The sequence below is a fragment of the Streptomyces abikoensis genome (assembly GCF_014648775.1).
Taxonomy (GTDB): Bacteria; Actinomycetota; Actinomycetes; order Streptomycetales; family Streptomycetaceae; genus Streptomyces; species Streptomyces abikoensis.
The window spans coordinates 422507-435534 of sequence record NZ_BMRT01000003.1 but is presented as its reverse complement, the minus strand read 5'-3'; the positions used below and the strand labels follow the sequence as shown (position 1 = coordinate 435534).

Sequence of the window (13028 nt, the reverse complement as noted above, 5' to 3'; positions counted from 1 at the left end):
CCCCGGGAAGTCAAGGGTCTTCCGAGTGGCATAGCGTTGACGCATGTCCGCTACTGATCACAGCCCGGCAGCGGGAGTTCTGCTGCTCTGCCGGGCCGAGCCCGACCGCGTCCGTCCGTCCGCCCAGCTCCTGCGCGAGCCGCTGCTCCTCGCCCCGGCGGGTGAGGAGTGGACCGTGCTGGTGCCGGGGGAGGACGCCTGGCACGCGGAGGGCGCGAGCCCGGCCGCCCTGACGGCCGAGTGGGCGCACGCCCTGACCGTCGCCGAACCCTGGCCGGCCGTGGGCCTGTGGTGGGACGCGGAAGGAGCCGGCTTCGTCGTCGCGGCGGGCTTCCGCCGCACGGTCGGCTACACCTGGCTGGCGGACGGCTCCCCGCTCGGGGAGGAGAGCGCCATGACGGCGCTGCGGGCCCGGCTGGGCCTGGACCCGGTGCTCGACGCGGAGGCGTTCGACCGGCTCACCCTGCCGGACTCGGACGCCGACGCGGCCGCGCGGGTGCTCGGGCTCGTCGCCGTCCTGGCCCGGGCCGGCCTCCACCTGCCGCCCGGCCTGACCCCGGGCACGGGCGCGGCCGCACTGCGCGCGGCGGCGGACGCGGCGCCGGAGGCGGAGCCCGTCGAGTGGCCCGGCTGGCGCACGATGGTGCGCGACGGCCTCGACGCGTCGGAGCGGGGGCCGCTGGGGCGGTGGGTACGGGGGCCGCGGGCGCGGGCGCTCGGCGCGGCGGAGGTCCTGGCGGGGGTGTCGCTCTGGGCGCTCGGGCGGCGCGGCGGCCGCCGGGGGCTGAAGACCGCGGGCGCGGTCCTCGTCGCGGACGGCGCGCTCACGCTGGCGTACGACGTGTGGCGCTCGCGCGAGCGCTGAGAACGCCGGACGGGCCGGGCTGACGAACCCGGCCCGTCCGACGGCCGCGGGTCCTACTCGTCGTCCTCGTCGTCCAGTCGCGCTAGCCACGTCGCCAGGCGCTCGACCGGGACCTCGAAGTCGGGGTTGAGGTCGACGAACGTGCGGAGCTGCTCGGCCACCCAGCCGAGGGAGACCTCCTCCTCGCCCCGCCGGTTCTCCAGCTCCTCGATGCCGCGGTCGGTGAAGTACAACGTGATCTCCGTCAGAGGGGATGAGCCAATCGGTCCCGCCCAGGATAGGCGGGACGTCCCCGTCCCCCACCAGTAGGACGAGCTGACAGCGAAAAGGTGGGCTCCCCCAACGAGGGGGAGCCCACCTTTTCGTGGTGCTACTTCGCAACCGCTAGGCGGCGATCACTCAGGCGTCGAAGACCTCGGCGATCAGCGCCGCCTGCTCGGCCTGGTGGCGCTTGGCCGAGCCGACCGCCGGGGACGAGGAGTGCGAACGGGAGATCCGGCGCAGTCGCTCGCGGGCCGGGACGTCGGCGCCGACGGCCAGGTCCAGGTGGTCGATCAGGTTGAGCGCGATGAACGGCCACGCACCCTGGTTCGCCGGCTCCTCCTGCGCCCAGATGTAGCTCTCGGCGTTCTTGAACTTGGCGATCTCGGCCTGGAGCTCCTCACCCGGCAGCGGGTAGAGACGCTCGAGACGGATGATGGCGGTGTCCGTGACGCCGCGCTTCTGCCGCTCGGCGTCCAGGTCGTAGTAGACCTTGCCGGAGCAGAAGACGACCTTGCGGACGGCCTCGGGCTGGACGCTGTCGTCGCCGATGACGGGACGGAAGCGACCGGTGGTGAACTCCTCCACCTTCGACGCCGCGGCCTTCAGGCGCAGCATCGACTTCGGGGTGAAGACGATGAGCGGCTTGTGGTGCGGGTTGTGGACCTGCCAGCGCAGCAGGTGGAAGTAGTTCGACGGCAGCGTCGGCATGGCGACCGTCATGTTGTTCTGCGCGCAGAGCTGGAGGAACCGCTCGACACGGGCCGAGGAGTGGTCCGGGCCCTGGCCCTCGTAGCCGTGCGGCAGCAGCAGGGTGACACCAGAGGTCTGGTTCCACTTCTGCTCGGAGGAGGAGATGAACTCGTCCACCACCGACTGGGCGCCGTTGACGAAGTCGCCGAACTGCGCCTCCCACAGCACCAGCGCGTCCGGGCGGGCCAGCGAGTAGCCGTACTCGAAGCCCATCGCCGCGTACTCGCTGAGCAGCGAGTCGTAGACGTTGAAGCGGGCCTGGTCCTCGGAGAGGTAGAGCAGCGGGGTGTAGTCCTCGCCGGTCTCCCGGTCCACCAGCACCGCGTGGCGCTGGCCGAAGGTGCCGCGGCGGGAGTCCTGGCCGGCGAGCCGGACCGGGGTGCCCTCCATCAGCAGGGAGCCGAAGGCCAGGGTCTCGCCCATGCCCCAGTCGATGGTGCCGTCCTCGACGCTGGCCGCGCGGCGCTGCAGCTGCGGCAGCAGACGCGGGTGCACCGTGACGCCCTCGGGGAGGGTGACCTGCGACTCGGCGATGCGCTTGACGACCTCCTGGGAGACCGCGGTGTCCACCGCGACCGGGAAGCCGTCCAGCGGCGCCGCCGGGACCTCGGCGGGAGCCGGGGTCGTGTCGGCCTCGCGGACCTCGACGAACACCTTCTCCAGCTGGCCCTGGTAGTCCTGGAGGGCCTGCTCGGCCTCTTCCAGGGTGATGTCGCCACGGCCGATCAGCGACTCGGTGTAGAGCTTGCGCACCGAGCGCTTCTTGTCGATCAGGTCGTACATCAGCGGCTGGGTGAAGCCCGGGTTGTCGGACTCGTTGTGGCCGCGACGGCGGTAGCAGATCAGGTCGATGACGACGTCCTTGTTGAACGCCTGGCGGAACTCGAAGGCGAGCCGCGCGACGCGGACCACGGCCTCCGGGTCGTCACCGTTCACATGGAAGATCGGCGCCTCGATCATCCGGGCGACGTCGGTGCAGTACATCGACGAGCGCGAGGACTCCGGCGGCGCGGTGAAGCCGACCTGGTTGTTGATGACGATGTGCACGGTGCCGCCGGTGCGGTAGCCGCGCAGCTGCGACATGTTCAGGGTCTCGGCCACGACGCCCTGGCCCGCGAAGGCCGCGTCGCCGTGCAGCTGGATCGGCAGGACGGTGAAGTCCGTGCCGGCCTTGCCGATGATGTCCTGCTTGGCGCGGGCGATGCCCTCGACGACCGGGTCGACCGTCTCCAGGTGGGACGGGTTGGCGGCCAGCGAGACGTTGATCTGCTCGCCGTCCAGGCCGGTGAAGACGCCCTGGGCACCCAGGTGGTACTTCACGTCGCCGGAACCGTGCATCGACTTCGGGTCGAGGTTGCCCTCGAACTCGCGGAAGATCTGCGCGTAGGACTTGCCGACGATGTTGGCGAGGACGTTCAGGCGGCCGCGGTGGGCCATGCCGATGACGGCCTCGTCCAGGCGGGCCTCGGCGGCCGCGTCCAGCACCGCGTCCAGCAGCGGGATGACGGACTCGCCGCCCTCCAGCGAGAAGCGCTTCTGGCCGACGTACTTCGTCTGCAGGAACGTCTCGAACGCCTCGGCCGCGTTCAGGCGGCGCAGGATGCGCAGCTGCTCCTCGCGCTCCGGCTTGTGGTGCGGACGCTCGACGCGCTCCTGGATCCAGCGGCGCTGCTTCGGGTCCTGGATGTGCATGTACTCGATGCCGGTGGTGCGGCAGTACGAGTCGCGCAGCACGCCCAGGATGTCGCGCAGCTTCATCATCGACTTGCCGGCGAAGCCGCCGACCGCGAACTCGCGCTCCAGGTCCCACAGGGTGAGGCCGTGCTCGGTGATGTCGAGGTCGGGGTGCTTGCGCTGGCGGTACTCCAGCGGGTCGGTGTCGGCCATGACGTGGCCGCGGACCCGGTAGGAGTGGATCAGCTCGAAGACGCGGGCGGCCTTCGTGACGTCGTCGTCGTGCGAGGCGTCGATGTCCTTGAGCCAGCGGACCGGCTCGTAGGGGATGCGCAGCGCCTCGAAGATCTCGTCGTAGAAGTCGTTCTCGCCGAGGAGCAGCTGGTGCATGATCCGCAGGAACTCGCCGGAGGCGGCGCCCTGGATGACCCGGTGGTCGTACGTCGAGGTCAGGGTCATGACCTTGGAGATGCCCATCTTGTTCAGGGCGTCCTGCGAGGTGCCCTGGAACTCGGCGGGGTAGTCCATGGCGCCCACGCCGATGATGAGGCCCTGGCCGGGCATCAGACGCGGCACGGAGTGGACCGTGCCGATGCCGCCGGGGTTGGTCAGCGACGCGGTGACTCCGGTGAAGTCCTCCATCGTCAGCTTGCCGACGCGGGCGCGCTTGACGATGTCCTCGTAGGCCTGCCAGAACTCGAAGAAGTTCAGGGTCTCGGCCTTCTTGATGGCCGCGACGACGAGCTGGCGGTCACCGTTCGGCTTGACCAGGTCGATGGCCAGACCGAGGTTGACGTGCTCGGGCTTGACGAGGGTGGGCTTGCCGTCCTTCTCCGTGAAGGAGTAGTTCATCGACGGCATCAGCTTCAGCGCCTGCACCATGGCGTAGCCGATGAGGTGCGTGAAGGAGACCTTGCCACCGCGGGCGCGCTGCAGGTGGTTGTTGATGACGATGCGCTGGTCGAACAGCAGCTTCACCGGGACGGCGCGGACGGACGTGGCCGTCGGCAGCTCCAGGGAGGCGTTCATGTTCTTGGCGACCGCGGCGGACGGACCGCGCAGCGTCACGAACTCGGGGCCCGCGCCCGGCTCGGCGGCCTTGGCGGCGGCCGGCTTGGCGGCGGCGGGCTTCGCCGCGGCGGGCTTGGCCGGCGCCGCGGGAGCGGCCTGCGCGGCGGCGGGCTTCGCGGCGGCGGGCTTCGCGGCGGCGGGAGCCGCGGCCGGAGCGGCCGGGGCCTGCGCCGCCGGGGCGGCCTGCGGGGCGGCGGCCGGAGCGGCCGGCGCCTGCGGCGCGGCGGCCGGGGCCTGCGCGGCGGCCGGAGCGGCCGAAGCGCCCCCGGTCACAGCCTGCCCCGGCGGAGCCGGGGCAGTGCCCGGCTTGTAGTCGGCGAAGAAGTCCCACCAGGCTCGGTCGACCGAGTTCGGGTCCTGGAGGTACTGCTGGTAGATCTCGTCGACGAGCCACTCATTGGGACCGAACACGTCGGCAGGGCTCTTGCCCTGCCCCGCTTGGTCGGTCGAGACGCTCGAGGTGTTGGGGGACTGTGGCGACACGGCGGCAACCGCCCTCTTCCGCTTCCTAAGGTGGTGGACAGCGGGAATAAAGGCTACGCCTGTCGGGACCCCTAATGCAGGCCACCCGGGCCAGATCGTCGCCTAAGTCACACTCGACCTCTGGTTTCAGGGCACGAAGAGCTGGGAAAGCCCGAAGGTTCCGCTTGACCCCGGGCTCTCCTGGGTTCGCCGAATCCTGCCCCACACCGGGTCGGATGTGTGCTCCCACCACCGACCCTACGTCAACTCGGCTCGCGAGGACCTCCCGGAAGCGTGACCTTGATGCGGCACCCACGCGGGGACTCGGCCACCCCGATGCTCCCGCCGTGGAGGTCCACCGCCCAGCGGGCGATGGCCAGGCCCAGCCCCGTCCCGCCGTCCGCGCCCGGGCCCTGCGAGGCGCCCGAGCCCCGGTTGAAACGCTCGAAGACGCGGTGCCGCTCGGCCTCGGGAATGCCCGGCCCCTCGTCCACCACCTCCAGGGCCAGCGACTGGGCCCCCTCGCCCCGGCGGGCCCGCACGGTGACACGGCCGTGCGGGGGAGAGTGCTTGACGGCGTTGTCCACCAGATTGGCGACCACCTGGTGCAGCCGTTCGGCGTCCGCGTGGGCCGTGAGCTCCGGGGGCGAGACGTCCAGGTGCAGATGGACGTCCTTGCGGGCGCGCGGCGAGGAGCCGCTGCCGCAGGCCATGCTCGCCTCCTTGAGGACCCCCGCCAGATACGGCCACACCTCGAAGCGCCGGGCGTGCAGCGGCACCACCCCGTTGTCCAGCCGGGACAGGTCCAGCAACTGCTCCACCAGCCGGCCCAGCCGCTCGGTCTGCCGCAGCGCGGTGCGCATCGTCTCCGGGTCGGGGGCCGAGACCCCGTCCACGACGTTCTCCAGCACGGCCCGCAGCCCCGCGATGGGGGTGCGCAGCTCGTGCGAGACGTTGGCGACCAGCTCCTTGCGGTGGGTGTCCACCGCCTCCAGATCGGCCGCCATCCGGTTGAAGGCCTCGGCCAGGTCCCCGAACTCGTCCCGCCGCCCGGCCCGCACCCGACGGGTGTAGTCGCCCCGTGCCATCGACCGGGTGACCGCGGTCATCTCGTCCAGCGGCGCGGTCAGGCCGTGCGCCACGAACTGGGTGATCAGCAGGGAAGCGATGATCGAGAAGACGGTGATCACCCGGAGCTCGGTCGCCGAGTGGATGGCGACGAACACCAGGAACGTCGTGATCACCACCGAGCCGATCACCAGCGCGCCCAGCGCCGCCTTCACCGACCGGTAGGGGTCCAGGGGGCGCAGCGCCTCCCAGAGCCTGCTCCAGAGCCCCTGCGGCGGCCGGCCGTCACCGGGCACCGGGATCACCGTAACGAGTCATGCCGCCCGCCCCGCCCCACAGGTGCCGTCATGCCGCCGGGGTCTCCAGCGCGTAGCCCACCCCGTGGACCGTACGGATCCGCTCCGCCCCGATCTTGCGGCGCAGCGCCTTGATGTGGCTGTCCACCGTCCGGGTGCCGGAGGCGTCCGCCCAGTCCCACACCTCCGCGAGCAACTGCTCGCGGGAGAGGACCGCGCGCGGGGTGTTGGCCAGGCAGACGAGCAGGTCGAACTCTGTCGGCGTCAGATGGACGTCCCCGCCGCGCACCCGCACCCGGCGCTGCGCGTGGTCGATCTCCAGCTCGCCCAGGCGCAGGATGCCGCTGCGCGGGGTGTGCGCGGCCAGCGTGGCCCGCTCCACCCGGCGCAGCAGGACGTGCACCCGGGCGGCGAGCTCGCGCATCGAGAACGGCTTGGTCATGTAGTCGTCCGCCCCGACGCCGAGACCGACCAGCATGTCGGTCTCGTCGTCGCGCGCGGTCAGCATGAGGACGGGAACCGGCCGCTGCGCCTGCACCCGGCGGCAGACCTCGAGGCCGTCGAAACCGGGCAGCATCACGTCCAGCACCAGCAGGTCCGGCTGCCATGCCTCGGCGGTGTCGACGGCGGCGGGCCCGTCGCCCGCGGTGCGTACCTGAAATCCCTCGGCCCGCAAACGGGCCGCGATGGCATCGGTGATCGTCCGGTCGTCCTCGACGATCAGTACCCGACGCTGTGCCCCGGTGGAGGCCACGACGCCGCTCGGGCCGATGTGTGTGTGCTCCATGCGCCCCGCCCCTAAGCGTGTTCCCGTAGCGATGTGACTACGGGTCCTGCACCTGTGGAAGGCAGGGTACGGGCACCCGGCGGGACTCGGCTACGCGGCGCGGATGCCGAGGTGAACGACGTCCGGGACGCCTCGGGCAACGGTGATCTCTTCCGTCGTTACCCCGGCGAACCCGGCATTACGGAGGGCCTGTTCGAACGCCGCCGAGGGCTGCGCGGACCACACCGCGAGCACCCCGCCGGGCGTCAGCCGGTCCCGGCACGCGGCGAGTCCGGTGGGGGAGTAGAGGCTGCCGTTGTCCTCCGTGACGGTCCAGTCGGGGCCGTTGTCGATGTCCAGGCAGAGCGCGTCGAAACCGGGGCCCGGCGCCCGGAGGTACGCCACGAGGTCGGCGTGGACGATCTCGGTGCGGGGGTCGGCGAGCGCCGCCGCCGAGTACGCGCCCAGCGGGCCCTCGCGGTGCCAGTCCACGACGGCCGCCTCCCGTTCGACGACGGCGATCCGCCCCCAGCGCGGCTCCTCCGCCGCCCGGGCGAGCGAGAAGCCCACACCGAGGCCACCGATCAGGACGGCCGGATCCTTTCGCCCGGCGGGGAGGGCGGCCAGGGCCGCGTCGACGAGCAGCCGTTCGGAGCGCCCGTCCGAGGTGTCCATCAGGAAACAGCCGTTGGCGATGATCTCGAAGTGCTCGCTCCGCCGTCTGAGCACGACCTCTCCATAGGGGCCCTCGCGGCGGTCGATGACGGTGGCGGGCGAGTCGTAGCGGCGCATTGCTTACTGCCTCCTGTTGACCGTTCGGTGACTGTCGACGAATCGGCCGACGCCAGTAAGCGTCAAGAGGTTGACAAAGGTGATGGGAGTCACGACCAGAGGTTGATCCGGCGCCCGACCGTGGACCTTAATGTTCAAGCAAGCCCGGAGGAACGCGCGGAAAGGGGCCGACCGAGTGACAGCGGTTGACGCCGATCGGAACGCCCACGCGACGGCCGCCGCCCCCGGCCGCCTCCGCATCGCGCTCCGCCGCCTCGGCCGGCTGCTGCCCACCCCCACCGGCACGCCCTTCACCTTCTGCTACGGCCTGATCCTGCTGGGCACGGCCGTCTACGCCGACTTCGGCGACCAGGCCACCGTCGACCAGCTGCTCCGCGACTCCAGCACGGACGCCGCCCACCTGGCCGACCAGCCGCTGGTCGTCCTGGTCGCCAGCGCCCTGTGGGTGGCCGGCGGGCTCTACTCGGCGTACGGGGTGGCCTTCGCGCTCGTCCTCACCGCGCTGGAACGGCGCGTGGGCGGCGCCCGGACGGCCGGGGTCTTCCTCGTCGGCCACGTCCTGGCCACCCTCGCCACGGAACTCCCGGTGGCCGGCGCCGTCGCGGCCGGGCAGCTGCCCGAATCCTCGCTGCACCGGCTCGACTACGGCATCAGCTTCGGCCTCATGGCCTGCATCGGCGCGCTCTCCGGGCTGGTGTCGCGCCCGGCGCGCTGGGCCATGCTGGGCGTGGCGGGCGCGATGTGCGCCCAGGACCTGATCGAGCTCATCGATCCGCTGGCCAGCGCGGGGCACCCCATCGCGCTGCTCACGGGCGTCGCCTGCCGGTCGCTGATCCGCGACGGGCTGCCGGGGCCGGCCCGGGCACGCGAGCTGACGGAGGCGGAGGCGGACGCCGTACCGCCCGCGCGGGCGGCGGTCCCCGCGCCCCGGCGCCAGCGCGTGGAGGGCGACGAGCCCCGCGCCGCGGCGGACACCGCCCTTCGCGGCCGCTGAGCGGCCGGAACCGAATTCACCCCGACGGGCTACCCCCGCACCACCTGTCACCGATCGCTCACAGCGAACAAACCCCTGGGAACAATCACCCCTGTCCCGGGCATTGAGTCGGCATAGCTCAACTTGCCTGCCGAAGGGGAGATCATGGCTTCGATGTCCGCACCGCTCACCCTGCCCGTGCTGCCGCTCGACGACGAGGTCGTGCTGCCCGGCATGGTGGTCCCGCTCGACCTGTCGGACACGGAGGTCCGGGCCGCCGTCGAGGCCGCCCAGGCCGCGGCGAAGGGCTCCGGCGGCAAGCCACGCGTCCTGCTCGTCCCACGCGTGGACGGCACGTACGCGGGCGTCGGCACGCTGGGCACGGTCGAGCAGGTGGGCCGGCTGTCGGACGGCGACCCCGGCGCGCTCATCCGCGGCGACCGCCGCGTGCGCATCGGCGCGGGCACGACCGGCCCCGGCGCCGCCCTGTGGGTCGAGGGCACCTCGATGGAGGAGCTCACCCCCGACCCACTGCCCGGCTCGGTCTCGGAGCTGATGAAGGAGTACAAGGCCCTCGCCACCAGCTGGCTGCGCAAGCGCGGCGCCTGGCAGGTCGTGGACCGCGTCCAGCAGATCGAGGACCCCGGCCTGCTCGCCGACAACTCCGGCTACTCGCCCTTCCTCACCGTCGCCCAGCGCGTCGAGCTGCTGGAGACCAGCGACCCGGTGGCCCGGCTGAAGCTCGCCGTGAAGTGGCTCGGCGACCACCTCGCCGAGCAGGAGGTGGCCGAGTCCATCGCCAAGGACGTCCAGGAAGGCGTCGACAAGCAGCAGCGCGAATTCCTCCTCCGCCGCCAGCTGGAGGCCGTCCGCAAGGAGCTCGCCGAGCTCAACGGCGACCCGGAGAACGAGTCCGAGGACTACCGCGCCCGCGTCGAGGCCGCCGACCTGCCCGGACACGTCCGCGAAGCGGCCCTCAAGGAGGTCGGCAAGCTGGAGCGCGCCTCCGACCAGAGCCCCGAGAGCGGCTGGATCCGCACCTGGCTCGACACGGTCCTGGAGCTGCCGTGGAACGAGCGCACCGAGGACGCCTACGACATCCCCGGCGCGAAGGCCGTACTCGACGCGGACCACGCGGGCCTGGAGGACGTCAAGGAACGGATCACCGAGTACCTGGCGGTGCGCAAGCGGCGCGCCGACCGGGGGCTGGGCGTGGTCGGCGGGCGGCGCGGGGGCGCGGTGCTCGCGCTCGTCGGCCCGCCCGGCGTGGGCAAGACCTCGCTGGGCGAGTCCGTCGCCCGCGCCATGGGCCGGAAGTTCGTCCGCGTCGCCCTCGGCGGCGTCCGCGACGAGGCCGAGATCCGCGGCCACCGGCGGACGTACGTGGGCGCGCTGCCCGGCCGGATCGTCCGGGCCGTCAAGGAGGCCGGCTCGATGAACCCGGTCGTCCTCCTCGACGAGATCGACAAGGTCGGCTCCGACTTCCGCGGCGACCCGGCCGCGGCCCTCCTGGAGGTCCTCGACCCCGCCCAGAACCACACCTTCCGCGACCACTACCTGGAGGTCGAACTCGACCTCTCCGACGTCGTCTTCCTGGCCACCGCCAACGTCCTGGAAGCCATCCCCGAGGCCCTCCTCGACCGTATGGAGCTCGTCCGCCTCGACGGCTACACCGAGGACGAGAAGGTCGTCATCGCCCGCGACCACCTCCTCCGCCGCCAGCTGGAGCGCGCCGGCCTGGAGGCCGACGAGGTCGTGCTGGAGGACGACGCCCTGCGCAAGCTCGCCGGCGAGTACACCCGCGAAGCGGGCGTACGGAACCTGGAGCGCGCCATCGCCCGGCTGCTCCGCAAGGTCGCGGCCAAGCACGAACTGGGAGAACAGGAGCTGCCCTTCACCATCGGCACGGAGGAGCTCCGCCCGCTGATCGGGCGCCCGCACCACACGCCCGAGTCCGCCCAGGACCCGGCCGAGCGGCGGACGGCCGTCCCGGGTGTGGCCACGGGCCTCGCGGTCACCGGCGCGGGCGGCGACGTGTTGTTCGTGGAGGCGTCCCTGGCCGACCCGGAGACCGGCGGCGCGGGCCTGACGCTCACCGGCCAGCTCGGGGACGTCATGAAGGAGTCGGCCCAGATCGCCCTGTCCTTCCTCCGCTCCCATGGCGCCGAGCTGGAGCTGCCGGTCGGCGACTTCAAGGAGCGCGGCGTCCACCTCCACGTCCCGGCGGGCGCGGTCCCGAAGGACGGCCCGAGCGCGGGCATCACGATGACGACGGCTCTGGCCTCGCTCCTCTCCGGCCGCCAGGTCCGCCCGGACGTGGCGATGACGGGCGAGGTGTCGCTGACCGGGCGGGTGCTGCCCATCGGCGGGGTGAAGCAGAAGCTGCTCGCCGCGCACCGGGCGGGCATCACCACGGTGATCATCCCCAAGCGGAACGAGCCGGATCTGGACGATGTGCCGGCCGAGGTGCTGGAGAAGCTGGAGGTCCACCCGGTGTCGGACGTCCGGAGGGTGCTGGAGCTGGCGCTGACGCCGGCGACGGTCCCGGGTGAGCAGGTGCCGCTGGCGGCGGCGTGAGAATGTGACGACGAAGGCCCCCACCCAGTGGGGGCCTTCGTCGTATGTCAGGGGTGGCGGCTGACGGCCCGGTCGAGGAGGGCGTGGAGGGTGGCCTTCTCGTCGCGGGTGAGGGCGCTCAGGGGGGAGTCCTCGGAGAGGGCGGCGATGAGGCGCTCACGCAGCGCCGTGCCCTCGGCCGTCAGGATCAGCTGCTTGGCGCGGCGGTCCGTGGGGTGGGGGTGGCGCTCCAGGAGCCCCAGGCACTCCAGCTTGTCGATGACGAACGTCGCGTTGGACGGCTCGCAGCTCATGCGGTCGGCGAGCTCCCGCATCGTCATCGGGCCGCTGAGCTCACGGAGGGCCGTGGCCTGCGGCGCGGTGAGGCCGAGTCCGGTCGCGGCCACACGGACGTGGTCGGAGATCTGGCGGGCGAGGCCGTTCACCAGTCCGCAGAGCTGTCGCTCGGCGAGGGTCTGCGGTTCTGGGCTGCTCATGGAGCCATCTTAAGTCAACTGCATCAAGCAGACATCTTTCCAGCTTGAATCATTCAAGCTGGAAGCTTATTGTGGAGGCATGACGACCAACTCCCAGCACAGCCAGGGCGATCGCCTTCGTCGCCCGTCGGGGATCCGCAGCATCCAGCTCGGCGACACCAAGGTCACGTACGTCCCGGACGGCGTGGCCCAGCTCTCGTCGCGCGGCTGGCTGCCGACCAGTACGGAGGAGGAGTGGGCCGCCCACTCCGCGTATCTGGACGACTCCGGTTATCTCGTGGCGAGCCTGGGTGGTCTCCTGGTGGAGCACGGCGAGCGTGCCCTGCTGATCGACGCGGGCTTCGGCCCCCAGTCCTTCCCGGCCGGGGAGGACGGCCCCATCGGGGCGATCTCCGGCGGCACCCTGCTCGACAGCCTCGCCCGCATCGGCCGGTCCCCGGCTGACATAGAAGCGGTCGCCGTCACCCATATGCACGTCGACCACATCGGCTGGCTCTGGCAGCCGGCCCCGGGCACCGACCGGCTCCCGTTCGCCCACGCCGACCACCTCGTGAGCGAGGAGGAGTGGAAGCACCGCCACCTCCTGGAGGGACACGGCATCTCCCAGGAGATGACCGCGATCCTGGAGCCCCGGATCCGCACCGTCACCGACGGCGAGGAGATCTTCCCGGGCGTCCGCGTCGCCCTCTCGCAGGGCCACACGGCGGGCCACGCCTCGTACGTCGTCTCCGGCGGCGACGGCCGCCGTCTGATCGCCTTCGGCGACGCCATGCACACGCCGGTCCAGGTCGCCCACCCGGAATGGTCCGCCGTCGTCGACCACGACGCCGAGCGGTCGGCGGCCTACCGCCGCCGCCTGGCCGAGGAACTGTCCGCACCCGACACGATCGGCTTCGGCATCCACTTCGCGGACGTCCCCTTCGGGCGAGCCCGCCGGGACGGTGCCGGTCGCCCGGCGACGTGGGAGCCGGTCGACGCGTAAGACGCAAGACCC

General features: G+C 72.0%; 10 protein-coding genes. 4 read left to right on the top strand and 6 right to left on the bottom strand.

The window, feature by feature from the left end; all coding sequences use genetic code 11:
- Nucleotides 1-43 precede the first annotated feature (43 nt).
- A complete protein-coding gene (locus tag IE096_RS12220; protein WP_189451448.1) occupies nucleotides 44-865 on the top strand; it encodes a hypothetical protein in 822 nt (273 codons plus the stop codon).
- 53 nt (nucleotides 866-918) lie between these two features.
- Here the strand turns inward: IE096_RS12220 and IE096_RS12215 are convergent, their stop codons facing one another.
- From IE096_RS12215 to IE096_RS12195, 5 genes are all read right to left on the bottom strand, one after another.
- Nucleotides 919-1098 carry a DUF6104 family protein gene (locus IE096_RS12215; protein ID WP_126916014.1) on the bottom strand — a complete coding sequence of 60 codons (180 nt, stop codon included), beginning with the start codon at nucleotides 1096-1098 and terminating at the stop codon, nucleotides 919-921.
- A 166-nt stretch (nucleotides 1099-1264) separates the two neighbouring features.
- Complete coding sequence (locus IE096_RS12210; RefSeq protein WP_189451447.1) at nucleotides 1265-5107, bottom strand: multifunctional oxoglutarate decarboxylase/oxoglutarate dehydrogenase thiamine pyrophosphate-binding subunit/dihydrolipoyllysine-residue succinyltransferase subunit; 3843 nt, start codon at nucleotides 5105-5107, stop codon at nucleotides 1265-1267.
- A 242-nt stretch (nucleotides 5108-5349) separates the two neighbouring features.
- Nucleotides 5350-6450 (bottom strand): sensor histidine kinase, encoded by a 1101-nt coding sequence (locus IE096_RS12205; protein ID WP_189451446.1) that lies wholly within the window; start codon nucleotides 6448-6450, stop codon nucleotides 5350-5352.
- 49 nt (nucleotides 6451-6499) lie between these two features.
- A complete protein-coding gene (locus tag IE096_RS12200) occupies nucleotides 6500-7237 on the bottom strand; it encodes a response regulator transcription factor (protein WP_126916018.1) in 738 nt (245 codons plus the stop codon).
- 90 nt (nucleotides 7238-7327) lie between these two features.
- A complete protein-coding gene (locus IE096_RS12195; RefSeq protein ID WP_189451445.1) occupies nucleotides 7328-8008 on the bottom strand; it encodes a spermidine synthase family protein in 681 nt (226 codons plus the stop codon).
- Nucleotides 8009-8183: 175 nt separating this feature from the next.
- Between IE096_RS12195 and IE096_RS12190 the strand changes: the two genes are divergently transcribed.
- Together IE096_RS12190 and lon are read left to right on the top strand one after the other, a co-directional pair.
- Complete coding sequence (locus IE096_RS12190) at nucleotides 8184-9002, top strand: rhomboid-like protein (RefSeq protein ID WP_189451444.1); 819 nt, start codon at nucleotides 8184-8186, stop codon at nucleotides 9000-9002.
- Nucleotides 9003-9146: 144 nt separating this feature from the next.
- On the top strand, nucleotides 9147-11558 hold the full coding sequence (lon, locus tag IE096_RS12185; RefSeq protein ID WP_189451443.1) for an endopeptidase La: 2412 nt from the start codon (nucleotides 9147-9149) through the stop codon (nucleotides 11556-11558).
- Nucleotides 11559-11605: 47 nt separating this feature from the next.
- Here the strand turns inward: lon and IE096_RS12180 are convergent, their stop codons facing one another.
- Nucleotides 11606-12034, bottom strand: coding sequence for a MarR family winged helix-turn-helix transcriptional regulator (locus IE096_RS12180; protein WP_189451442.1), 429 nt, complete (start codon nucleotides 12032-12034; stop codon nucleotides 11606-11608).
- Between the two features lie 79 nt (nucleotides 12035-12113).
- Here IE096_RS12180 and IE096_RS12175 point away from each other — a divergent pair, with 79 nt between their 5' ends.
- Nucleotides 12114-13016 carry an MBL fold metallo-hydrolase gene (locus IE096_RS12175; RefSeq protein ID WP_189451441.1) on the top strand — a complete coding sequence of 301 codons (903 nt, stop codon included), beginning with the start codon at nucleotides 12114-12116 and terminating at the stop codon, nucleotides 13014-13016.
- The last annotated feature ends 12 nt before the right edge of the window (nucleotides 13017-13028 follow it).

Bases quoted from the DNA above. Each gene is read 5' to 3' on its own strand.
- IE096_RS12220 (WP_189451448.1), top strand. From the start codon at position 44: ATGTCCGCTACTGATCACAGCCCGGCAGCGGGAGTTCTGCTGCTCTGC.
- IE096_RS12200 (WP_126916018.1), bottom strand. From the start codon at position 7,237: ATGGAGCACACACACATCGGCCCGAGCGGCGTCGTGGCCTCCACCGGG.
- IE096_RS12195 (WP_189451445.1), bottom strand. From the start codon at position 8,008: ATGCGCCGCTACGACTCGCCCGCCACCGTCATCGACCGCCGCGAGGGC.
- lon (WP_189451443.1), top strand. From the start codon at position 9,147: ATGGCTTCGATGTCCGCACCGCTCACCCTGCCCGTGCTGCCGCTCGAC.
- IE096_RS12180 (WP_189451442.1), bottom strand. From the start codon at position 12,034: ATGAGCAGCCCAGAACCGCAGACCCTCGCCGAGCGACAGCTCTGCGGA.
- IE096_RS12175 (WP_189451441.1), top strand. From the start codon at position 12,114: ATGACGACCAACTCCCAGCACAGCCAGGGCGATCGCCTTCGTCGCCCG.